We start from the raw sequence: 20,775 nt of genomic DNA on the forward strand, positions 1-20,775 counted from the left end.
GGTCCTCCCTCGCTGGCGCTCGGTCGATCCTCACGCCTTGGCTCAGGCGCCATACACCGTCCGCCCGGCCACCGTGTCCTTCTCGATTCGCCGGGTCAGGTGCAGCCCCTCGAGCACGAACTCCACTGCGGCAGCCACGTGCCCGGGTGAGGCGTCGTCACCGTCGCCGAGCCGGTCGAGCACCTTGGACAGGCCGGGCACCGGCCCGACCTGGGCCAGCAGCTCGGCCCCGGTCACGAGGTCACCGGTCTCGACGACCGACCCGTCCTCGAACAGCCCGGTGAACCCGGTCAGGTCGAGCCCGGCCAGCCGCGCCCGGAACGTCTCGGCCGCCGCGACCTTGAGCAGGTGGTCGAGCACCCCGCGCTCGCGCCCCTCCTCGCCCATCTCGAACTCGACCTTGCCGAGCAGCGTCGGCACGATCGTCGGCACGTCGCAGATCCGCGCCACGGCGACGTCCTCGTGCGTGCGGGCGGCCCGCCGCAGAGCCGACGCGGCGACACTCTCGGCCCCCGCGATCGCAAACCGCGCCGACACCCCCGACCGCTGGTCGACCGACGCCGACTCGCGCAGCCCGCGGGTGAACCGGGCGATGACCTCGACCAGGTGGTCCGGTACGTCCGCGACGAGCCGCGCCTCCTGCGCCACGACGGCGACCTCGTCGGACACCTCATCCGGGTAGTGCGTCCGGATCTCCGCACCGAACCGGTCCTTGAGCGGGGTGATGATCCGGCCGCGGTTGGTGTAGTCCTCCGGGTTCGCCGTCGCGATGAGCAGCAGATCGAGTGGGAGCCGCAGCGCATATCCCCGGATCTGGATGTCGCGCTCCTCGAGCACGTTGAAGAGCGCCACCTGGATCCGCTCGGCCAGGTCGGGCAGCTCGTTGAGCCCGAAGATCCCGCGGTTCGTGCGGGGCACGAGCCCGTAGTGCACCGTCTCCGGGTCGCCGAGCGTGCGGCCCTGCGCGACCTTGATCGGGTCGACGTCGCCGATGAGGTCGCCGACACTCGTGTCGGGTGTCGCCAGCTTCTCGGAGTAGCGCTCTGACCGGTGCCGCCACACGACCGGCAGGGAGTCACCGCACTCGGCACGCAGCCGCAGGCACCGCCGGCACACCGGCACCACTGGGTCGTCGTTGATCTCGCACCCCTCGACCGCCGGGCTCCACTCGTCGAGCAGCCCCGCCACCGTCCGCATGAGCCGCGTCTTGCCCTGCCCGCGCTCGCCGAGGAGCACGAAGTCGTGCCCGGCCAGCAGCGCGCTCTCGAGCTCGGGCAGCACCCTGTCCTCGAAGCCGACCATCCCGGGGAAGGCCGTCTCGCCGGCGCGCAGTCGCGCGACGAGGTTGGCGCGGACCTCCTCCTTGACGGACCGGTGCCGGTAGCCGCCGGCGACGAGCTCACCGAGGGTCGTCACGGCCGGGGCCGGAGTCGTGGAAGCATCCATCCACCCACGCTACGACGCGATCCTCCGGACCCGGGACCTTGGGCCCATGCCGCCCCTGCCCGGCCGAGGCAGACTCGGCCTCCGGAGGAGGAGCGAGACGTGATGAGCGCACACCGGCCGGCTGAGCGGCATACGCCGGCTGTGGTATGCCGTTCAGCGACGTCCCAGCGGAAACGCTCCCCTCGTGGCTGGCTCGTCGCGCACTGGGAGACGGGCTTCCTGCTCGCGTCGCTCGTCGCGTTCGCGGCCGGTGGCCTGGCCTGGCTCGCGGACCGGGGGGCGTTGGCCGAGGCGATCTGGGTCGGCGGGACGGTGCTCGGGCTCGTCGTGTCGCTTGCGATGGTCGCCGTCGCGGTCGCCCGACGCCAGGCGACCGTGGACGTCATAGCGCTGCTGGCGCTCGCAGGTGCGCTCTGGGTCCGCGAGCCGTTCGCGGGGACGATCGTCACGGCGATGCTCGCGTCGGGGCAATGGCTCGAGGAGCGAGCCGCGGCGCGGGCCAGGCGTGAGCTCAGGTTGCTCGTCGAACGGGCGCCGCGGACCGCGCGACGACTGGACCCGGTTGGTGTGCAAGTGGTTCCGGTCGAGGAGGTCGCTGTCGGGGACCAGCTGCTCGTCGCGAGCGGCGAGATCATCCCGGTCGACGGGCGCCTCCTCGGGCCGGGCGCCTTCGACGAGTCGGCGCTGACCGGTGAGCCACTCCCGGTCGATCGGCCGACCGGCGACGACGTGCGCAGTGGCATCGTCAACGCGGGCTCACCGGTCACGATCGTCGCGACGGCGGACTCGGGCGGTTCGACCTATGCCGCCCTCGTCGCCCTGGTCGAGCAGGCCCAGGCGTCGTCGGCGCCGTTCGTCCGGGTCGCTGACCGGTTCGCCCTCGCCTTCGTGCCGCTCACGCTCGTGCTGGCGGGTGCGGCGTGGGCCCTGACCGGTGATGCGGTGCGTACCGTCGCCGTCCTCGTCGTGGCGACTCCCTGTCCATTGTTGCTCGCTGCGCCGATCGCGATCATGTCGGGGATCTCACGGGCGGCGCGATTCGGCGTCATCGTCAAGGGCGGGGGAGCCCTCGAGCAGCTCGGGACCGGCCGGGTCATGCTGTTCGACAAGACGGGGACCCTGACGGAGGGTCGGCCGACGGTGTCCTCGGTGCTGGGTGTGCCGGGGGGTCCTGCGCCGGCGGAGGTGCTGCGCCTGGCGGCCTCGCTCGACCAGGTCTCGCCGCACGTCCTCGCCAGCTCGATCGTCACGGCCGCGACGTCCCGGGGCCTGGCGCTCGAGCTGCCGACCGATGTCCACGAGGTGCACGGCGTCGGGCTCGAGGGGCGAGTCGGAGGCCGGCTGGTCCGGATCGGGCGAGCGGCCTGGGCTGTCGGTGAACCGCTTCCGGCATGGGTGCGGCAGGTCCGACGGCGGGCGGCCCTCGAGGATGCCCTCTCGGTCCACGTGTCGGTCGACGGCGAGGGGATCGGGGCGATCCTGCTCGAGGACCGGGTGCGCCCGGATGCGTGGCGCATGGTGCGCACGCTGCGTGACGTCGGGATCGAGCGGGTCGTCCTCGTCACCGGTGACCGCGCCGACGCCGGGCACTCCGTCGGGCGCCTCGTCGGGGTCGACGAGGTCATCGCCGACTGCAGCCCGGAGGACAAGCTGGCCGTCATCACCGCCGAGTCGCGGACCGCGCCCACCATCATGGTCGGCGACGGGGTCAACGATGCGCCGGCACTGGCTGCCGCCGGCGTGGGTGTGGCAGTCGCCGCGCGCGGTGCGACGGCCTCGTCCGAGGCGGCCGACGTCGTGCTCACCGTCGACCGGATCGATGCTCTCGCTGATGCCGTCCTCATCGCCAGACGCTCGAAGCGCATTGCGCTGCAGGCGGTTTGCGTCGGGATGGGCCTGTCCCTGGTGGCGATGGTGGTCGCTGCCCTCGGCTACCTGCCACCGGCCGCCGGGGCTGTACTCCAGGAGGGGATCGACCTCGCCGCGATCGGGATCGCCCTTCGCGGCTTGCTGCCGACGCGGCTGCACACCATCACCCTCTCGCCCGAGGACGAGGCGCTCGGCCGCCGGCTGCGCGAGGACCACGACGACACCTTGGTCGTCGTCGAGGTGATCCGGCAGGTGGCCGACGGCCTGTCGACGCTGCGCCCGGACCTCGAGCCGACACGTGCCCTCCTGGTCCGGATCGACGACGAGCTCGTCCCCCACGAGCGTCGGGACGAGCGGCTTCTCGTCCCGTTCATCGCCCGCACCATCGGGCAGGGCGACGCGATGGCGGTCAGCCGGGTGCACGCCGAGATAGAGCGCAAGGTCATGCGGCTGCACCGCCTGGTCGACGGGATCGAGGGCGAGGCCACCGCCGAGGACGTGGTCGAGCTGCGTCGGCTGCTCTATGGCCTCTATGCGGTGCTGCGCCTACACAACGCCCAGGAGGAGGAAGGCGCCTTCAGCCTCATGCCCGACTGACGCCGACCATCGAGGCACTGGCGGGTGAGGCCCGTGGCCGCGCCGTCGACGAGGAAAACAGCCCGGTGCCGCCATCCGGCAGGACAGCCCAGGCGACCAGTGAGAGGGGCGCTCACTCGCCCCCGGGCCTGCGTGCGTCGGTCCGGTCGATCGGCTGCACGCCGCAGGGCTCGGCCCGTACCATGCCCGAAGACCAAACAACGATGCGACAGGGGCCGGTCATGGTGTCGGGGGAAGCAGTGCGGCGGGCCGTGGTGTGTCTGCTTCTGGGAGCCTCGGGCGTCGTCTCGGTGCTCGCGGCGAGGGAACGCTGGTGGCCGTCTGGTTCTGGATGCTCGGGTGGCCGCTTGTCCTGGCGACAGTGCCATTCCTAGCGGCTGACGAGCCAAGGTTGACGTGGCGGTTGGCGGCCCTCGCGCTGCTGCTCGCGAGCACCCCCATCCTGGAGTTCACGCTCTATCCGCTGCTGATCGGATACGTGTCGCACGACACCACGCCATGGTCGGAGGCACTCTTCGGCCTCTTCCTCATCGCCGCAGCCGTCGCGCTGTGGGTAGGGACGCGCGGCCCATCGAGGGTCTCCGGCCCGGAGCGCGTGCGAGGCCGCCAGGCCTCCGCCCAGTCGCTCGGCGGTTCCCGGGGTGCGGCCCCGCTCACCTGACCTCGTAGACCAAGCCGTCTCATGGCTTTGTCTGCCAGCATGCCTGGGTGTAGGGCGGGAAGGAGTCGGTCGGCAGAGCGGGCGTCAGGTCACTCGAGCGGGCAGGTCACTCCAGCGGATCGACCTCGGTGTGGTCGCCTACCGTGGCCACGAGCCGGCCCAGGTGCTCGTGACCGTTGCCGTACAGCTGCTCGAGGGCCGTCAGATGGGCCGTGTAGGTGCCGATCGAGTACTCCGCCGTCATGCCGATGCCGCCGTGCAGCTGGATCGCCTCCAGGCCGATGTGTCGCCCGGCCCGGGCCACCTTGAGCCCGACGCGGCTCCCCGCCTCGATGACCTGCTCCGGTGCCTCGGCCAGGACCATGCTCGCCCACGCGACCAGGCTGCGGGTCGTCTCCAGCGAGACGTACATGTCGGCTGCCCGGAAGGTGAGCGCCTGGAAGTGGCTTAGCGTGACCCCGAACTGCTTGCGGCTCCCCAGGTAGCCGACCGTCGTGTCGAGGGCCACCTCCATCGCGCCGAGCGCCTCGTTCGCGGCGATGATCCGGGCCCCGGCGAGGACACGCTCGATGTCGGCCGACCGGTCGGACGGCTCACCGAGCGGCTCGGCGGGTGTGCCCTCGAAGGTGACCAGTGCGGCCCGCCCGCCGTCGACCAGCGGGTAGCCCTGACGGGTGAGCCCCGTGGCCGAGCCGTCGACGAGGAACAGCCCGGTGCCGCCGTCCGGCAGGACAGCCGAGACGACGAGCTGGTCGGCGCGGGCGCCGTGCCCGACCGGTTCCTTGGTGCCCGTGACCAGCCAGCCATCATCCCGCCGTATGGCGCTCACCGCCGCAGCGGCGGCCGTCCACCGCGCGCCCGGCTCGGTGTGCGCAAAGGCCAGCACCCGATCCCCGGCCGACAGCGCCCCCAGGACCTCGGCCCGCTGGGCATCGGTGCCGACCGCGGCGACGAGGCCGCCGGCCATGACGACCGATGACAGGAACGGCTCCGGGGCCAGCACCCGCCCGAGCTCCCGGGCCACGACCGCAACCTCGACCGGACCCGCCCCCGACCCACCGTCGGCCTCGGCGAACGGCAGCCCGAGCACTCCCATCTCGGCGAGGCCGTGCCACAGCACCGCATCGAAGCCCGGGTCGGCGGCGACGACACGCCGCCGGTTCTCGAAGTCGCCGTACGCCTTGCCCACCAGAGCGCGAACCGCGTCGCGCAGAGCGACCTGCTCAGCGTCATACGTGAAGTCCATGTCGTTGCCTCTCAGAGCCCGAGGATCGTCTTGGCGATGATCTGCCGCTGGATCTCGTTGGACCCGCTGTAGATCGATGCCTTGCGGAGGTTGAGATAGACCGGGGTCGACATCCGCACCCACTCCGGCGCGGCCGACCCGTCGCCCCCGAAAGACGCGACGCCTGCGGGACCGGCGAGGTCCACGGCGAGCTCGCTGACGTCCTGCTGCAGCTGCGTGCCCCGCAGCTTGAGCACCGAGGACGCTGGATCGGCCTTGCCGTCAGCGGAGTTCGCGGCGACGCGCAGCGCGGTCAGCTCGAGGGCGAGCAGCTCGTTCTCGAGCTCGGCGAACCGGGCCGCGACGAGCGGGTCGCCGAGCAGGTCGACCGAGCGGGCCCAGCCCTTGGCGTCGGCGAGGACCCGCTTGCTCGCTCCCACCGGGGCGACCCCGACGCGCTCGTTGCCGAGCAGGAACTTCGCGTAGTCCCAGCCGTGGTTGAGCTCGCCGACGAGGTTGTCGGCCGGGACGCGCACGTCGGTGAACCACACCTCGTTGACCTCGTGGCCGCCGTCGATGAGCTGGATCGGGCGGACCTGCAGGCCGGGGGTCGTCATGTCGATGAGCAGGAACGAGATGCCCATCTGCTTCTTCGGCGCGTCGGGGTCGGTGCGGACCAGGCAGAAGATCCACTCGCCGTACTGTCCGAGCGTCGTCCACGTCTTCTGCCCGTTGACGACGAACTCGTCGCCGTCGCGGACCGCGGTCGTGCGCAGCGACGCGAGGTCGGAGCCGGCATCCGGCTCGGAGAAGCCCTGCGACCACCAGATGTCGAGGCTGGCGGTCGGCGGCAGGAAGCGTTCCTTCTGCGCCTGCGAGCCGAAGGCCGCGATGACGGGGCCGACCATGTTGGCGTTGAAGGACAGCGGTGGTGGGACGCCGGCGCGCTGCAGCTCCTCGTGCCAGATGTGCCGCTGCAGCTGGGTCCAGTCGCGACCGCCCCACTCGACGGGCCAGTGCGGGACGGCGAGGCCGGCGGCGTTGAGGACCTGCTGACTCTCGACCAGCTGCTCGCGGGTCAGGTGCCTGCGCGCGGCGACCGCGTCGCGGATCTGCCGGGGCACCTTGGTCGTGAAGAACTCCCGCATCTGCGCGCGGAAGGCCGCGTCCTCGTCGCTGAGCCGCAGTCGCATGGGCCACCTCTTCCTCGGCTTGCTATGTGGGTGCCCCCATCATGACCGATGCCGGTGGGGCCGTGGGCTATGGGCTGTGGCGGGCGAAGGGGTAGTGCTCTCCACAAGCCTCAGTGCAGCACCTTGAGCCCGACCACCCCGGCGACGATCGCAACGAGGCACACCGCCTTGGCGACCGAGACCGTTTCGGCGCCGGTCGCCATGCCGTAGAGGACGGTCAAGGACGCGCCGATCCCGGTCCACACCGCATAGGCGGTGCCGGTCGGCAGGCCTCGCATGGCATAGCCGAGGCCGACCATCGACAACGCCGCGGCCACGAGGAAGACGACGCTCGGGCCGAGCCGCGACAGTCCCTCGCTGCGGCCGAGGGCGGTCGCCCAGACCGCCTCGAGGAGACCGGACAGGATCAGCACGGGCCAGTACATCTCAGCTCTCCCGGGCCGTCTTGTCGCCGACCGGGTACGGCACCCCTCGTCCGGGAGGCATCACCTGCCTCTGCCCGCCACGGTCTCACATGCCCGCTGACACGGCGGGCCCGTCCACGTGGCGGGCCTACGCTGATCCGCATGGCGGTTCTCGGCTACACGGGTGAGCCGGCACCGTCCGGCTTCAACCTGACCGCGCACGTCGTCGGCCGGGCCGCGGCGAGCCACCCCGACCGCACCGCCCTTCTCGTCGTCACTGACGCAGCCGCCCCGCGCGAGCAGGCCGAGCACTGGAGCTTCGCCGAGCTCGACGAGGCCGTCCGGCGGGTCGCGGCCGGCCTGCGCGGGCTCGGCCTGGAGCGCGGCGACCGGGTCATGATCCGCCTGGGGAACACGAGCGACTACGCGCTGTTGCACTTCGGCGCCATCGCCGCCGGTCTCGTCTCGCTCCCGTCGTCGGCGCAGCTGACCGCCCCCGAGGCCCGCTTCCTGCTGGCCGACTCCGGCGCCCGGGCGATAGCCGTCGACGGCGCGCTCGACCTCGAGCTGCCCACCGGGGTGCAACGGATCACGCCCCGCGAGGTCGCGCGCTGGCGGGCGGGCGCCGGCACAGCGGCATACGCGATGACCCCCGCGGACGACCCCGCCTTCCTCGTCTACACCTCTGGCACGACGGGCCGCCCCAAGGGTGTCCTGCACGCCCAGCGCTCCGCGTGGGGACGACGGCCCATGTATGCTGCGTGGCTGGGCCTGCGAGAGGGTGACCGGCTGCTGCACGCCGGCGCGTTCAACTGGACGTACACGCTCGGCGTCGGGCTGACCGACCCGTGGGCGAATGCGGCAACCGCGTTGATCTACAACGGTCCTCGCGACCCGGGCGTCTGGGCGCGGCTCGTCGAGGCGTACCGGGCGACGATCTTCGCCGCCGTGCCGGGCATCTACCGTCAGCTGCTCGCCTCGCCCGGGTTCGCCACCGCCGACCTCGCCTCGCTGCGGTACGGCGTGACGGCCGGGGAGGCCCTCGCACCAAGGCTGCTCGAGGAGTGGCGGGCGCGGACCGGGCTCGAGCTGTACGAGGCGCTCGGGATGAGCGAGATCTCGACGTTCATCTCGTCGGGTCCGCGCACGCCGGTACGCGAGGGCAGCCCGGGCCGTGCGCAGCCGGGACGGTGCGTTGCCGTGCTGCCTGCCGAGAGTGGGACCGACCCGTTGCCACCGGGCGAGGTCGGCCTGCTGGCGGTCCACGAGTCGGACCCGGGGCTCATGCTCGGCTACTGGAACCGGCCCGAGGAGGAGGCGGCGGTCCGGCGCGGGCCGTGGTTCGTCGGCGGTGACCTCGTCTCGATCGGCACGGACGGCTACGTGACGTTCCGGGGCCGGGCCGACGACCTCATGAACCCGCTCGGCTACCGGGTCTCCCCGGTCGAGGTCGAGCAGTGCCTGGCCGGCCATCCCTCGGTCGCGGACGTGGCGGTGACCGACGTCGAGGTGCGCCCCGGGGTGCGGATCGTCGTCGCATTCGTGGTCGCGCGCGCGGGTGCCGGTCGCGACAGCGCGGCCCTGCTCTCGTATGCCGCCCACCACCTCGCCGCGTACAAGTGCCCTCGCGAGGTCGTCTGGGTCGAGGCGCTGCCGCGCACCGCGAACGGAAAGCTGCGGCGGCGGGCCCTGTCCCTCCGTCCGTGACGATGCCCGAGTGTCCTCTTTATCGGTCAGTTGACTGATGAACTGAGCTCGCCGTCTCCACCAGGTAGGGATGTCACTGGTCGGAACGTGGCACCATCGACGGATGACAGGCAGCTCCGAGAGAACCGATTCCGCGGCTGTCGCGCTCCTGCGTGACGGGTTCGACCGTATCCATGAGGGGGTCGCATCCGTCCTCGAGGGACTGAGCACTGACGAGCTGTCGTGGGGGGTCGACGCCGAGGCGAACCCGCTCGGCTGGCTCGTCTGGCACCTGACCCGTCAGCAGGACGGCCAGGTCGCCCACCTGTCCGGGCTCGAGTCGCCGTGGAAGGCGCAGTGGCACGGCAGGCTCGGGCTGGCCTACAAACGGGGGGCGAGCGGATACGGCCAGTCCGCTGAGGAGGTGGGCCGGTTCGCGGTCGAGGACGGGCAGCTGCTCGTCGGCTACCACGACGCAACCCATGACCTGACGATGCGCTGGCTCGACGCCATGACCGACGAAGACTGGCGACAGGTCATCGACCCGAGCTGGGACCCGCCGGTCACCGTGGCGGTCCGGGCCCTCTCGATCCTCGAGGACAGCGAGAAGCACCTCGGGCAGGCCGAGTACCTGCGCGGCCTGCTGCTCCGGCGCAGGGGGGCGGCCTCGTGACGGGAGTGGACCCGGTCGGGCCGGGTCGGGTGCCGCCGACCTCGCAGGAGCTCCCGGTATGGCTCAAGCAGGCGCTCCGACTGCCGAACACGCTCTACGGGCGGGGCTGGGGCCGGCTGCTCGGGCACCGGTTCCTCCAGCTGACCCACGTCGGGCGCCGCAGCGGGCGGACCTTCCACACGGTGCTCGAGGTCGTCCGGTACGCCCCCGGCACGGGCGAGGCGACCGTGCTCTCGGGCTTCGGCCCACAGGCCGACTGGCTGCGCAACCTGAAGGCGGCCGGCAGCGCGGAGGTCAGCTTCGGCGCGGGACCGCGGCGAGCGGCATACCGGATCCTCCCGGTGGAGGAGGCCGAGCAGGTCATTGCGGACTACGAGCGGCGCAACCGGCTGCTCGCGCCCGTCGTGCGACCCGTGTTGAGCCAGCTCGTCGGGTGGGACTACGACGGATCGACGCCGGCTCGGCGCCGGCTCGTCGACCAGCTACCGATGGTGGCGTTCCGTCCCGGCTTCGTGGACACCGGCGACGGGGTAGCCGGGAACGTGTGATAATAGGGCCCAATGAGCCAGGCGACCTTGACCCAGCGACGCCACGCGCCGACCCCGGTCGCCACACTGGCCGTCGTCGCAAGCCTCGTCGGCGTCAACCTCGCGAACCATCTGCTGCACTGGAACACGATCTGGCTTGGCCCCGTCGGCGCGGCCGGGCTGCTGGCGTTCGCGCGGTGGTCCGGACTGACCTGGGCCCAGCTGGGACTCGGCCGGCACCAGTGGCGACCGGGCCTTCGGTGGGGCGGCGGCGTCATCGCCCTCGTCGGGCTGGTCTACCTCGCCGGCGTGCTGCTGCCGATGACGCGCACCGCCTTCCTCGACGTCCGCTACCACCTCGCCCCGGCCGGTGCGCTCATGACGGCGCTCGTCATGATCCCGGTCGGCACGGTCCTGTTCGAGGAGATCGCGTTCCGGTCCGTGCTGTGGGGCTTCCTGTCCCGCCACGCCCGGATCTGGCAGGTGGCGCTCGCCTCGTCGCTGCTGTTCGGGCTCTGGCACGTGCTGCCGGCGATGGCCTCGGCCGGCGCCAACCAGGCGATCGCGATGGCGGCGATCCGGCTGGGGCCCTTGGCGAACCTCGCGGTCGTCGCCGGTACGGTCCTGTTCACGACGGCCGGCGGTCTGGTTGCCGCGTGGTTGCGGCGCCGGTCCGGCAGCCTGCTGGCGAGCGTCGGCATGCACTGGGCGACCAACGGGCTCGGGGTCCTGTTCGGACTGCTCGCCTGGCAGTTCGTCCGCTGAACCGGCGCTGAACCGGCGCCGACCCGCTGGAGAGCTCGATCGGCAACCCCGATCGACAGTGCACGATTCCCAATCGACAGTGCAGTAATCGCATTCGACAGTGCAGTAATCGCATTCGACAGTGCACGATTCCCAATCGACAGTGCAGTAATCGCATTCGACAGTGCATCTCGCCCTGTCCGACTGTTCACACGCGACGCAGCACGACGACCGTGTCCAACGCCTCGTGTATCCCGTCTTCCGTCTCGACCGGTCGCACCATGATCTCCGCCGACTCCACCTCGACCGGCTGGTCGGCAACCTCCCCGACGACATCGTCGGCATCGTAGAGCACGGCGAGATCCTGCGGTCCGCCCCAGCCCTCGCCGAGGTTCCGGGCGGCGTGGCCGATCACGACGACTCGCCCGCCCGGTGCCGCGGCCTCGATACCCCGTGACCACGCCCGCCGCCGCTCGTTCGCGGGCAGCTGGAGGTACGAGAAGAGCACCAGGTCATACGGGCCACCCTCCGGGGCCGGTGCGAGTGCGTCGCCGACGACCCCCGTGAAACGCCCGGCATCGGCGCCGAGCTGGTCCAGTGCGAGCCGCCGGGCCCGCTCGATCGCGACCTCGGAGAAGTCCGCCGCCACGACCGACCACCCCCGCGAGGCGAGCCAGATCGCGTTGCGCCCCTCGCCGGCAGCCACGTCGAGCGCGCGGCCCGGCGGCAGGTCAGCGGCGACCTGCTCAACCCATCGGTTCGGGCCGGCCGACCAGACGAGGTCGACGGCGGCATACCGCTCGTCCCAGTCGCGCGCCTTCATAGGACACATCATCCACCGCTGCGTCCGGAACTGTCCGCTCGTCAGGGACATGGCGCCCGTTCGACCGGCGGATGCGCAGCAGGCCTTCACTGCGACAATGGGCCGTGCCCGCCCCCCGCGACGCCCCGCCACCGTTCGAGCACAAGCGGCTGCTCCTGGGAGCGCCGTCACCGTCCCGGCGGCAGGTGGCCATCGTGGCGGGGCTCTCGCTCGGCATCGCCGCGACCGTCGCGACCGTCATCGGCAACCCGAGCCACGCGCTGCTCGTCTCGATGGGGGCCTTCGCCGCCATGTACGGCACCGACCGCCCGTACCGGCACCGGGCCTGGCTGCTCAGCGTGGTCGTGTCGCTCCTGCTGGGCGGGGTGGTCTTCGGTGCCCTGACCGAGCGCCTGGCCGCCGGCCTCGGCGCAGTGCCCGGCACGGTGACGGCGGCAGGCCTGGTCGTCATCGCGGGCGTCACGATCCTCGCGGCCCTCGGGACCTTCCTCGCCAGCGCGCTGCAGGTCGGCCCGCCGGGCGGATTCTTCTTCGCCCTGGTGGCCTCGATGGGCTCGCTCCTGTCCGCCCGCGGCATCGCGGTCGGCGAGCTCGCGGCGCTGACGCTCCTCGGCGGCTCGACCGCGATGGTGCTCTCGCTCCTGCCCGGTCTCCGGGCGCCGCACGGACCGGTCGCGAAGCGCCTGCGCGCCGCCGACGCCGCCCTCGGTCGGCATCTCGCGGCGGTGGACGCGGGACGTGCCACGAGCCGAACCCGCACCGATGCCGCCATGGCCCTGCACGCCGCGTGGACGGCCATCGACGAGGCCGGGATGCGTGACAGCGCGACGAGCCGGGCCCTGCACGGGATGCACGAGCGTTTCGCGGCAACCCTGGGCGTGGAGTCCAGCCCGACACCCGCGCCGACCCACCCGGACGGGCGCCTGGCCGAGGACATCCCGCTCGGGTCGCCGCGGCGACGCTACCTGCTGCGCCGCTCGCTGCACGCCGGGACCCTCCCGACGATCCTGGCCACGCGGGTCCTCGTCGCGGCCGCGGTGGCGGGGACAGCGGCATACCTGCTCGCCACGGGCCGACCCGACTGGGCGGTCATGAGCGCCATCCTCATCCTGCACAGCGGCGTCGATCGTCTCGTGGGCACCTACAAGGCGCTGCACCGTCTCATCGGGACCGTCGTCGGCCTGCTCGTCTTCACGCTCGTGTATGCCGCCCACCCCCACGACTACGTCCTCATCGTCCTGCTCGCCGTCCTGCAGTTCCTCATCGAGCTGGTCATCGTGCGCAACTACGCCGTCGCTGTCGTCCTGATCACGACGCTCGTCCTGCTCGTGATGACCGGGCCGGGGCTGGATCCCGGCGAGGTCATGAGAGATCGCCTCATCGACACGCTCATCGGCGTCACGGTCGCCGTCGTCGTGTTGTGGACGGTGGGACAGAGCCTGCTCCGGCGTGCCCTGCCGGGCCAGCTCGACCGGGTCGAGGGCGCAATGACCCGGCTCGACGGGATCGTCGTGGCCACCGGGCCGCAGTCGGACGCGGCGCTCGAGGCCCGGCGCGACCTCCAGCTCGAGCTGATCGAGGCGGTTCGCATCGCCGACACCGCCTACCGCAACGCCCCTGCCGACGCCGGGCCCCACTGGCAGCGCCACCTCGCGACCCAGGACGCCGGATACGGCCTTCTTGCGGCATGCTGGTCGGGGCCCGGGCACCCGTGATCGCCTCCCCGGAAGGGATCCCTCCCGTGATGTCGATGTCCGGAGGCGTTCTGGACAGATGGCCTGCATGTTCCGGAGTCCGTGCAGGCGAGTGTGATCTTCCGGCCTATCCGTACCCGTCTGCACGATCGGCACGAGCCATCGATCCGGGGGCGATGCTCCTATCCCCGTTCTCACTGTCGGGCGAGGTGGTCACCCAGAGCGTCGAGCAGGCCTCGGCTGCCTGCCTCGCGGTTCGGGGCGTCGGCCCAGAACTGGTCGAAGAAGACGCCGTGCTCGACGTGCGTGAACCGGGTGCCCTCATCGATCGGTTCGAACTCGAACGACGCCACCGAGGTCGACATGTGGGTCCCGTCGAGCCACATGTCGTAGGTGGTGACTATGCGGATGTGCTCGACGATGTCGGTGTAGGTGGCCTCGTATCGTGAGACCGGACCGTCGTGGAACGTTCCCTCGTCGACGTCGCGTCCGCCGACGCGGAAGTCGAACACCCACTCGCCGGGCTCGAAGGTACCGCCCGCGCCGAACCAGGCGCGCTTCTGCTCCTCTTCGGCGAACGCGGCCCAGACGCGCTCTCGGGGAACAGGGTAGACACGTGTGAGGGTGAATCCGGCGCGGGCGAGGCGGCGTTCGGTCGTCATGCGCGCGTCCTATCTCGCGAAGGTGACGTGGATCGTGCCGCTGTCGGCCACGTCCGTCGTCACCTCATGGGTGAGGTCGAGGCCGCGCAGCTCGTCCCACAGTCGATCGCCCCGGTCGACCAGCATCGGGGCGATCGCGACATGCAAATGGTCGACCACGCCCGCACGCAGGAACGCGCGTGCGGTGCTGACGCCACCGCCGACACGCACGTCCAGGCCGCTGGCGGCCTCGGTCGCCTCGGCGAGCACGTCCTCGATGGGCGCGCTGCGGAAGTGGAACGTCGTTCCACCGGGCATAGGGATCGGTGGACGCGGCGCGGTGTGCGTGAGGACGTAGACCGGCGTGCCAAAGGGCGGCTGGTCACCCCACCACCCCTTCCAGTGCGGATCGTCGGGGAACGAGTGCAGGCCGAACATGGCCGGGCCCATGATCTCTGCGCCGACACCCTCGAAGTACGCGGCGGCGTAGGAGTCGTCCACGCCGGTCGTGCCGGTGCCGCTGGTGTCGCCGAAGACGCGCTCGTGGAACGTGCGGGTCGCGGCGTAGGCCGCCGTGATGCGCGCCCAGTCCTCACCCATCGGGTTCTCCAGGGTCTGGTCGTTCGCGCTGTAGCCGTCCAGCGAGATGTTGAGGTCGATGCGAACGCGGGTCATGTCAGGTCTCCTTCGGGGTTGTGCGGGTCAAGTGGACGCCGAGCCGGTCGGCCTGGCGTTCTGCGGGTGTTCGCTGCTCGCCGAGCCACAGGTGCAGGACGTCGAGGGCGCCGGGTCGCAGACTCATCGTTCGGACGCGTCCGTGCTTCTCCGACGTGATCAGCCCTGCGTCCTCGAGGACCCGCAGGTGTTGCATGAGCGATGGCAAGGCCATCGAGAACGGTGCCGCGAGCTCGGACACGACGGCTGGGGACTTCGCCAACCGTTCCACGACGGCCCGCCGCGTCGGATCCGCGAGCGCGCGGAGCACGGCGTCGAGTGCGTCATGATACTTAGGCATATACCTAAGTATCACGGACGACACAGGGATCCGTCAACCGATTGGCCGGTCTCGTCAGCGCAGGAGGGGGTTCTCGACATCACCGGCGGCGGCTGCCGATCCACGCACTCAGGGGGTGAGGGCCCCCTCGGCCTCGCACGGGGTCGGCTGCACGCGCCGCGTCCGCTCGGGCAACCCCATGACGACCGCGGCCGCGAGGACGATCGCGAAGCCGGCGAGCTGCGGCCAGGCGAGGTGCTCACCGAGCACGACGACGCCCAGTGCGATCGACACGATCGGGATCAGGTAGGTCACCGTCGATCCGATCGTGACGCCGGCGCCGCGCACGACGTCGAACTGGAGCATGTAGGCCAGCCCCGTGCCCACCACCCCAAGCACCAGGACCGCGAGGATCGGTCCGTATGCCGCTGAGCCCCCTTGCCCCGCAAGGCTCCACGGCGCGGGGCCGGGTTGTGCCAATGCCCACCAGACGAGGGTGATGGGAACCATGAGGGCGCTGCCGCACAGCAGCAGGGCGGTGGGCTGCGAGAGGCCACCGAGGTCGACGTCGGCGAGCATGCGTCGCAGGTAGGTCCAGCCGAGCCCATAGGACATACCTGCTGCGACGACGATCCCGAAGCCGACGAGGTCGGGCCGGCCGGCGGCCTGCCACGGCTGCATGATCGTCACGACGCCGAGGAAGCCGATGATGACGGCGACGAGCTTGCGACGGGTGAGCCGGTCGCTCGGCAGCAGGACCAGCCCGAAGAGGACCGCGGCGAGCGGCGTCGTCGCGTTGCCGATCCCGGCGAGGGCCGAGCTGACCCGGGTCTCGCCGAGGGCGAAGCCGGTGAAGGGCACCGCGTTGAGGAAGACGCTGGAGACGAGCAGGTGCCCCCACACCCTGCCTCTCCGCGGGAGGCGGGTGCCCGTGGCCCGGAGCAGGACAAGCAGCACCATCGCACCGGCAAAGATGCGCAGGGCCGCGATCTGGACCGGGGCGAGGGCGTGCAGGCCGAGCTTCATCAGGAGGAAGCTCGAGCCCCAGATGAGGGCGAGTGCGAGGTACTTGGCCTGCCAGGGGATCCGGGTTCTGCTTGTCACGAGGACCATCGTGACGGACAAACTGGTCTGATCCAAGATCCAGAATTCATCTCGGACTACAGACCACTTAGCGATATCGTCAGGTCATGGCCCGCACCGCACGCGTCCTCGACCTGCCCTTCCGCCTGCCAGCGGGGGAGGCGCCGCTCCGGCACCGGATCAGCGAGGCGATCCTCGAGGAGATCGGCGCCGGCCGACTGCTACCAGGGGATGCTCTCCCGTCGACGCGGATCCTCGCCTCCCAGCTCGCCGTCGGTCGTGGCGCGGTCGTGGCCGCCTACGACGAGCTGACCGCGGCCGGGTTCGTCGACGCGGTTGCCGGCTCGGGCACCATCGTCGCCGCGGACGCGTGCCTCGCCGCCCGAGCGGGCGCGCGCACCCATGTCCCGGACGGTTCGGCCCGGTTCAGCCGGGCGCCCGCTCCCGTCGGGACTCCGTCGGTGCGCCGCGGGCTCTGCTCCGACGACCTGCCGCCCCTGCCGCCCACCGTCGCCGGGCAGCCGTCGCTCGAGCTGCGGCCGGGCGCCCCCGACACGCGCCTCATCAACGAGGCGGACTGGCGCCGTGCCTGGCGCGTGGGCGCATCCGGCGAGGTCGACGAGTTCGTCCGCGTGTCCGGATCCCACGGCGAGCTGCAGCAGGCACTCTCATGGCACCTGCGACGCACTCGCGCAGTCGCCGCCGACCCGGACCGGATCCTCGTCGTGCCCGGTGTCAACGCCCTTCTGCCGGCACTCGCCGCCGCTGCCGGCTGGCGCGGCGCCCAGGTCGCCGTGGAGGACCCCGGTTACGTCGACCCTCGGCAGGCCCTCGAACGGGAGGGTGCCAGGGTCCGGGCGGTGCCTGTCGACGACGACGGCCTCGACCCCACTCTGCTCACCGCCCGCGACGCCGGGGTCTACGTCACCCCCGCCCACCAGTTTCCGCTCGGTGGGAGGTTGCCCGTCAACCGACGGGTCGAGCTCGTCGAATGGGCCCGCCACCACGGCGCATTCGTCGTCGAGGACGACTACGACGGTGAGTTCCGTTACGACACCTCCCCGCTGCCGGCGCTCCACTCCCTTGACGGGGCCGACGACCACGTCGTCTACGTCGGAACGGCGTCCAAGATCCTCGCGCCCTCGCTGCGGGTCGCCTGGGTCGTGCCCCCGGCGCGTCTGCTCGACCCGCTCCGACGCGAGCTCGAGACGCGTGGGCTGCACGTGTCGCCCGTCGTCGGGCGGATGCTCGCGGAGTTCATCGGCTCCGGTGCCCTCGCGCGCCACCTGGCTCGCGCAGGTCGGACGTATGCCGCTCGGCGTGCGGCACTCGTCGGTGCCCTCGAGCAGCAGGCACCGTGGCTCCCGAAGGTAGGCGTGTGCGCCGGGCTGCACGTGGTCGCGCGTCTGCCCGACGACGTCGACGACCACGAGGTGGCGAGCCGGCTGGAGGCCAAGGGGATCCGCGTCACGCCGCTGACGGCATTCGCGATGCACAGCACCATGACCGGCCTCGTGATCGGCTACGCGACCCTGCCCGAGACCCAGGCCGACCGGGTCGGCCGCGAGATCGCCGCCGTCTGAGCGTCGTGGGTGCGACCTGCTGATCCGGACTGGCTGGCGCCTCCCTCCGAAGTCGACCTGAGCCAGCTGCGTCGCCTTGACGCAGATGGGTCGCCTTGAGGCAGCGCGGATCCGTCAAACCGACGCGTCTGTCGCGACGGCACCTCCGAGAAGACCTGCGACCGCACCTCGGAGCTGCGGATCCGTCAAACCGACGCGTCTGTCCCGACCCCCAGCGCAGCCGCCGCGCGGAGGCCCACCAGCGGCATACTGACTGACCGTCGCCCACATAGTGGACAAGGTTATGGATCTGATAACCGGGCCTTATAGATTCCGTCGTCATGACGGTGACGGACACGGCCCCTCGCGCACTCCGCACGCCGCGGGCCGACCGGTCGAACGGCCAGTGGAAGGTCGATGGCCGGGCGGCGCTCAACGGCACGGAGGAGTTCAAGGCCGAGGACAACGGCATCAACGTCCGCGAGCGGATCGAGACGATCTACGCCCGCGACGGCTTCGACTCGATCCCCGACTCCGACCTGCACGGGCGGTTCCGCTGGTGGGGCCTCTACACGCAGCGCAAACCCGGGATCGACGGCGGTCGCACCGCGCAGCTCGAGCCGCACGAGCTCGAGGACCGCTACTTCATGATGCGGATCCGCTCCGACGGGGCCGCGCTCACGCCGGAGGCCCTCCGCGTGCTGGGCAGCATCTCGACGGACTTCGCCCGCGGCACTGCGGACATCACCGACCGGCAGAACATCCAGTACCACTGGATCGAGATCGAGAACGTCCCGGAGATCTGGCGCCGGCTGGAGTCCGTCGGGCTCGAGACGACAACCGCGTGCGGCGACACGACCCGTGGCTTCCTCGGCAGCCCGGTCGCGGGTGTCGCCGCCGACGAGATCATCGACCCGACGCCGGTCATCTGCGAGATCAAGCGCCGCTGGCTCGGCAACCCGGAGCTGACCAACCTGCCGCGCAAGTTCAAGACTGCGGTCACCGGGCACCCGAGCCTCGACGTCGTCCACGAGATCAACGACATCGCCCTCGTCGGCGTCGTCCATCCTGCGCTCGGCCCCGGCTACGACCTCTGGGTCGGCGGGTCGCTCTCGACGACGCCACGCCTGTCCGAGCGGATCGGTGTCTTCGTGACGCAGGAGCAGGCGCCGGACGTCTGGCACGGCGTGGTGCGGATCTTCCGCGACTACGGCTACCGGCGGTTGCGCAACAAGGCACGCTTGAAGTTCCTCCTCGCCGACTGGGGCACCGAGCGGTTCCGTGAGGTCCTCGAGAGCGAGTACCTCGGCTACCGCCTTCCCGATGGGCCACCGCCGGCCCCCGCCGTCGGGCCGGGCGACCACGTCGGTGTCCACCCGCAGAAGGACGGGCGCTACTACGTCGGCGCCGCCCCGCTCGTCGGACGGGTCGGCGGGGCGACTCTCGCCGGCCTGGCCGACCTCATCGAGCAGGTCGGTGCGGATGCCGCCCGGCTGACCGCCTTCCAGAAGGTCGTCGTGCTCGGCGTCCCCGAGGAGGGCCTCGAGGCCTTCGTCGACGGCCTCGAGTCGCTCGGCCTCACTGCCCGCCCGAGCCTGTTCCGCCGCTCGACCATGGCCTGCACGGGCATCGAGTTCTGCAAGCTCGCCATCGTCGACACGAAGGACTCGGCGGTGTCGGTCATCGCCGACCTCGAGCGCCGCCTCGCCGACCTCGAGCCACTACTCGACCGCCCGATCGAGCTCAACCTCAACGGCTGCCCCAACTCGTGCGCCCGCATCCAGACCGCCGACATCGGCCTCAAGGGCCAGATCATCACGGTGGGCTCTGGATCCGGCACTGGATCGGGCGGGGTTCAAGTCCCTGGCTTCCAGGTTCATCTCGGCGGCGGGCTCGCCGGCACCGGACGCGACGCCGGTGAGCTGGGGCGCACCGTGCGCGGCCTCAAGGTCCCTGCAACCGAGGTCGCCGACTACGTGGAACGCGTCGTCCGACGGTATGCCGCCGAGCGGACTCCCGGGCAGAGCTTCGCCCAGTGGGTGGCCCGGGCCGACGAGGAGGCACTCCAGTGACCTTGCGGCCGAACCCTGTCGGCCCGACGCCGGCTCCGACGGCGCTGCCGACGCCCCGCGTGCCCCGACCCCGCCGTAGCGAGCACGAGCTGCGCGCCCTCGTCGACGAGTTCAATGCTGGTGCAGGCGCGTCCGGGCCCGAGCCCACGATCGAGCCGACCGCCGACGAGGTCTCCGCGTGGGCGGCGCAGACCTTCCCCGGCACTCTGGCCGTGGCCTGCTCGATGGCGGATGCCGTGCTCCCGCACGTCGTCTCACGCTTCGCGCCAGGTGTCGACGTGCTCTTCCTCGACACCGGCTACCACTTCTCCGACACCCTCGTGACCCGAGACATCGTCGCGGCCGATCTGCCCATCACCCTGGTCGACGTCGTGCCCGAGCAGACCGTCGCGGAGCAGGATGCGCAGTACGGCCCGCGCCTGCACGAGCGCGACCCGGCGCTCTGCTGCCGGCTGCGCAAGGTCGACCCTCTCGCGAAGGTCCTGCCGACCTACGAGGCCTGGGTGACCGGAGTGCGTCGGGACGAGGCGCCGACCCGGACCGACACGCCCCTCGTGACGTGGGACGCGAAGCACGGGCTCGTCAAGATCAACCCGCTCGCGGCGTGGTCGTTCGACGCGCTGCTCGGCTACGCCAGGGAGCATGACGTCGAGGTGAACTCCCTTCTCTCCGATGGCTATCCGTCGATCGGCTGCGAACCGTGCACCCGCCGGGTCGCCCCCGGTGAGGACCCTCGTGCCGGCCGTTGGGCCGGCTTCGCCAAGACTGAATGCGGGCTGCACACATGACGACGAGGACGACGACGATCGAAACCACGACCCTCCCCGATCGAGAGTGCACTTCCCCTGATCGAGAGTGCACTTCCCCTGATCGAGAGTGCA

Annotated in this window: 19 protein-coding genes and 1 riboswitch; of the genes, 10 read left to right on the forward strand and 9 right to left on the reverse strand. The window is 71.4% G+C overall.

What is annotated here, in order from left to right:
- Positions 1–42: 42 nt before the first annotated feature.
- Positions 43–1,446 carry a sigma 54-interacting transcriptional regulator gene (locus L0H79_RS10835; protein ID WP_301484614.1) on the reverse strand — a complete coding sequence of 468 codons (1,404 nt, stop codon included), beginning with the start codon at positions 1,444–1,446 and terminating at the stop codon, positions 43–45.
- Positions 1,447–1,548: 102 nt separating this feature from the next.
- Here L0H79_RS10835 and L0H79_RS10840 point away from each other — a divergent pair, with 102 nt between their 5' ends.
- Together L0H79_RS10840 and L0H79_RS10845 are read left to right on the forward strand one after the other, a co-directional pair.
- The gene (locus tag L0H79_RS10840; RefSeq protein ID WP_301484615.1) at positions 1,549–3,912 is read left to right on the forward strand and encodes a heavy metal translocating P-type ATPase; all 2,364 of its coding nucleotides are present in this window, start codon (positions 1,549–1,551) and stop codon (positions 3,910–3,912) included.
- Positions 3,913–4,303: 391 nt separating this feature from the next.
- Positions 4,304–4,573 carry a hypothetical protein gene (locus L0H79_RS10845; RefSeq protein WP_301484616.1) on the forward strand — a complete coding sequence of 90 codons (270 nt, stop codon included), beginning with the start codon at positions 4,304–4,306 and terminating at the stop codon, positions 4,571–4,573.
- A 106-nt stretch (positions 4,574–4,679) separates the two neighbouring features.
- On the opposite strand, the gene L0H79_RS10850 is transcribed toward L0H79_RS10845, so the two are convergent.
- The 3 genes from L0H79_RS10850 to L0H79_RS10860 form a co-directional block, all read right to left on the reverse strand.
- Positions 4,680–5,819: an acyl-CoA dehydrogenase family protein gene (locus L0H79_RS10850; protein ID WP_301484617.1), complete on the reverse strand. Its 1,140-nt coding sequence runs from the start codon at positions 5,817–5,819 to the stop codon at positions 4,680–4,682.
- Between the two features lie 11 nt (positions 5,820–5,830).
- Entirely contained in the window at positions 5,831–6,991 is a 1,161-nt protein-coding gene (locus L0H79_RS10855; RefSeq protein ID WP_301484618.1) for an acyl-CoA dehydrogenase family protein, read from the reverse strand.
- A gap of 110 nt (positions 6,992–7,101) precedes the next feature.
- Positions 7,102–7,416 carry a multidrug efflux SMR transporter gene (locus L0H79_RS10860; RefSeq protein WP_301484619.1) on the reverse strand — a complete coding sequence of 105 codons (315 nt, stop codon included), beginning with the start codon at positions 7,414–7,416 and terminating at the stop codon, positions 7,102–7,104.
- Between the two features lie 9 nt (positions 7,417–7,425).
- Positions 7,426–7,490, reverse strand: a riboswitch (guanidine-III (ykkC-III) riboswitch).
- Between the two features lie 67 nt (positions 7,491–7,557).
- Between L0H79_RS10860 and L0H79_RS10865 the strand changes: the two genes are divergently transcribed.
- The 4 genes from L0H79_RS10865 to L0H79_RS10880 all read left to right on the forward strand — a co-directional run bounded on the left by L0H79_RS10865 (position 7,558) and on the right by L0H79_RS10880 (position 11,046).
- Positions 7,558–9,102: an acyl-CoA synthetase gene (locus tag L0H79_RS10865; protein ID WP_301484620.1), complete on the forward strand. Its 1,545-nt coding sequence runs from the start codon at positions 7,558–7,560 to the stop codon at positions 9,100–9,102.
- A gap of 103 nt (positions 9,103–9,205) precedes the next feature.
- Positions 9,206–9,754 (forward strand): DinB family protein, encoded by a 549-nt coding sequence (locus tag L0H79_RS10870; protein ID WP_301484621.1) that lies wholly within the window; start codon positions 9,206–9,208, stop codon positions 9,752–9,754.
- Positions 9,751–10,302: a nitroreductase family deazaflavin-dependent oxidoreductase gene (locus L0H79_RS10875; RefSeq protein WP_301484622.1), complete on the forward strand. Its 552-nt coding sequence runs from the start codon at positions 9,751–9,753 to the stop codon at positions 10,300–10,302. Before L0H79_RS10870 ends, L0H79_RS10875 begins: the two co-directional genes overlap by 4 nt.
- A gap of 12 nt (positions 10,303–10,314) precedes the next feature.
- Positions 10,315–11,046 (forward strand): CPBP family intramembrane glutamic endopeptidase, encoded by a 732-nt coding sequence (locus L0H79_RS10880; protein ID WP_301484623.1) that lies wholly within the window; start codon positions 10,315–10,317, stop codon positions 11,044–11,046.
- Positions 11,047–11,233: 187 nt separating this feature from the next.
- Here the strand turns inward: L0H79_RS10880 and L0H79_RS10885 are convergent, their stop codons facing one another.
- Complete coding sequence (locus L0H79_RS10885; RefSeq protein ID WP_301484624.1) at positions 11,234–11,848, reverse strand: bifunctional 2-polyprenyl-6-hydroxyphenol methylase/3-demethylubiquinol 3-O-methyltransferase UbiG; 615 nt, start codon at positions 11,846–11,848, stop codon at positions 11,234–11,236.
- 104 nt (positions 11,849–11,952) lie between these two features.
- Here L0H79_RS10885 and L0H79_RS10890 point away from each other — a divergent pair, with 104 nt between their 5' ends.
- Positions 11,953–13,563 (forward strand): FUSC family protein, encoded by a 1,611-nt coding sequence (locus tag L0H79_RS10890; RefSeq protein ID WP_301484625.1) that lies wholly within the window; start codon positions 11,953–11,955, stop codon positions 13,561–13,563.
- Between the two features lie 173 nt (positions 13,564–13,736).
- Here the strand turns inward: L0H79_RS10890 and L0H79_RS10895 are convergent, their stop codons facing one another.
- The 4 genes from L0H79_RS10895 to L0H79_RS10910 form a co-directional block, all read right to left on the reverse strand.
- The gene (locus tag L0H79_RS10895) at positions 13,737–14,204 is read right to left on the reverse strand and encodes an SRPBCC domain-containing protein (protein ID WP_301484626.1); all 468 of its coding nucleotides are present in this window, start codon (positions 14,202–14,204) and stop codon (positions 13,737–13,739) included.
- Between the two features lie 9 nt (positions 14,205–14,213).
- The gene (locus tag L0H79_RS10900) at positions 14,214–14,858 is read right to left on the reverse strand and encodes a dihydrofolate reductase family protein (RefSeq protein WP_301484627.1); all 645 of its coding nucleotides are present in this window, start codon (positions 14,856–14,858) and stop codon (positions 14,214–14,216) included.
- 1 nt (position 14,859) lies between these two features.
- A complete protein-coding gene (locus L0H79_RS10905; protein WP_301484628.1) occupies positions 14,860–15,198 on the reverse strand; it encodes a helix-turn-helix transcriptional regulator in 339 nt (112 codons plus the stop codon).
- Between the two features lie 108 nt (positions 15,199–15,306).
- Positions 15,307–16,281, reverse strand: a complete 975-nt coding sequence (locus L0H79_RS10910; protein ID WP_301484629.1) for a DMT family transporter — start codon at positions 16,279–16,281, stop codon at positions 15,307–15,309.
- Positions 16,282–16,367: 86 nt separating this feature from the next.
- Here L0H79_RS10910 and L0H79_RS10915 point away from each other — a divergent pair, with 86 nt between their 5' ends.
- The 3 genes from L0H79_RS10915 (at position 16,368) to L0H79_RS10925 (ending at position 20,682) form a co-directional block, all read left to right on the forward strand.
- Complete coding sequence (locus L0H79_RS10915) at positions 16,368–17,843, forward strand: PLP-dependent aminotransferase family protein (protein WP_301484630.1); 1,476 nt, start codon at positions 16,368–16,370, stop codon at positions 17,841–17,843.
- A 320-nt stretch (positions 17,844–18,163) separates the two neighbouring features.
- On the forward strand, positions 18,164–19,894 hold the full coding sequence (locus L0H79_RS10920) for a nitrite/sulfite reductase (RefSeq protein WP_301484631.1): 1,731 nt from the start codon (positions 18,164–18,166) through the stop codon (positions 19,892–19,894).
- Positions 19,891–20,682: a phosphoadenylyl-sulfate reductase gene (locus L0H79_RS10925; protein ID WP_301484632.1), complete on the forward strand. Its 792-nt coding sequence runs from the start codon at positions 19,891–19,893 to the stop codon at positions 20,680–20,682. Before L0H79_RS10920 ends, L0H79_RS10925 begins: the two co-directional genes overlap by 4 nt.
- Positions 20,683–20,775 lie beyond the last annotated feature (93 nt).

Origin of the sequence: Intrasporangium sp. (genome assembly GCF_030452765.1) — a bacterium.
Lineage (GTDB): Bacteria > Actinomycetota > Actinomycetes > Actinomycetales > Dermatophilaceae > Intrasporangium_A.

Coding starts and splice junctions, on each gene's coding strand:
- L0H79_RS10835 (WP_301484614.1), bottom strand. CDS start 1,446: ATGGATGCTTCCACGACTCCGGCCCCGGCCGTGACGACCCTCGGTGAG.
- L0H79_RS10840 (WP_301484615.1), top strand. CDS start 1,549: ATGAGCGCACACCGGCCGGCTGAGCGGCATACGCCGGCTGTGGTATGC.
- L0H79_RS10850 (WP_301484617.1), bottom strand. CDS start 5,819: ATGGACTTCACGTATGACGCTGAGCAGGTCGCTCTGCGCGACGCGGTT.
- L0H79_RS10855 (WP_301484618.1), bottom strand. CDS start 6,991: ATGCGACTGCGGCTCAGCGACGAGGACGCGGCCTTCCGCGCGCAGATG.
- L0H79_RS10860 (WP_301484619.1), bottom strand. CDS start 7,416: ATGTACTGGCCCGTGCTGATCCTGTCCGGTCTCCTCGAGGCGGTCTGG.
- L0H79_RS10865 (WP_301484620.1), top strand. CDS start 7,558: ATGGCGGTTCTCGGCTACACGGGTGAGCCGGCACCGTCCGGCTTCAAC.
- L0H79_RS10870 (WP_301484621.1), top strand. CDS start 9,206: ATGACAGGCAGCTCCGAGAGAACCGATTCCGCGGCTGTCGCGCTCCTG.
- L0H79_RS10880 (WP_301484623.1), top strand. CDS start 10,315: ATGAGCCAGGCGACCTTGACCCAGCGACGCCACGCGCCGACCCCGGTC.
- L0H79_RS10885 (WP_301484624.1), bottom strand. CDS start 11,848: ATGAAGGCGCGCGACTGGGACGAGCGGTATGCCGCCGTCGACCTCGTC.
- L0H79_RS10895 (WP_301484626.1), bottom strand. CDS start 14,204: ATGACGACCGAACGCCGCCTCGCCCGCGCCGGATTCACCCTCACACGT.
- L0H79_RS10900 (WP_301484627.1), bottom strand. CDS start 14,858: ATGACCCGCGTTCGCATCGACCTCAACATCTCGCTGGACGGCTACAGC.
- L0H79_RS10905 (WP_301484628.1), bottom strand. CDS start 15,198: ATGCCTAAGTATCATGACGCACTCGACGCCGTGCTCCGCGCGCTCGCG.
- L0H79_RS10915 (WP_301484630.1), top strand. CDS start 16,368: ATGGCCCGCACCGCACGCGTCCTCGACCTGCCCTTCCGCCTGCCAGCG.
- L0H79_RS10920 (WP_301484631.1), top strand. CDS start 18,164: ATGACGGTGACGGACACGGCCCCTCGCGCACTCCGCACGCCGCGGGCC.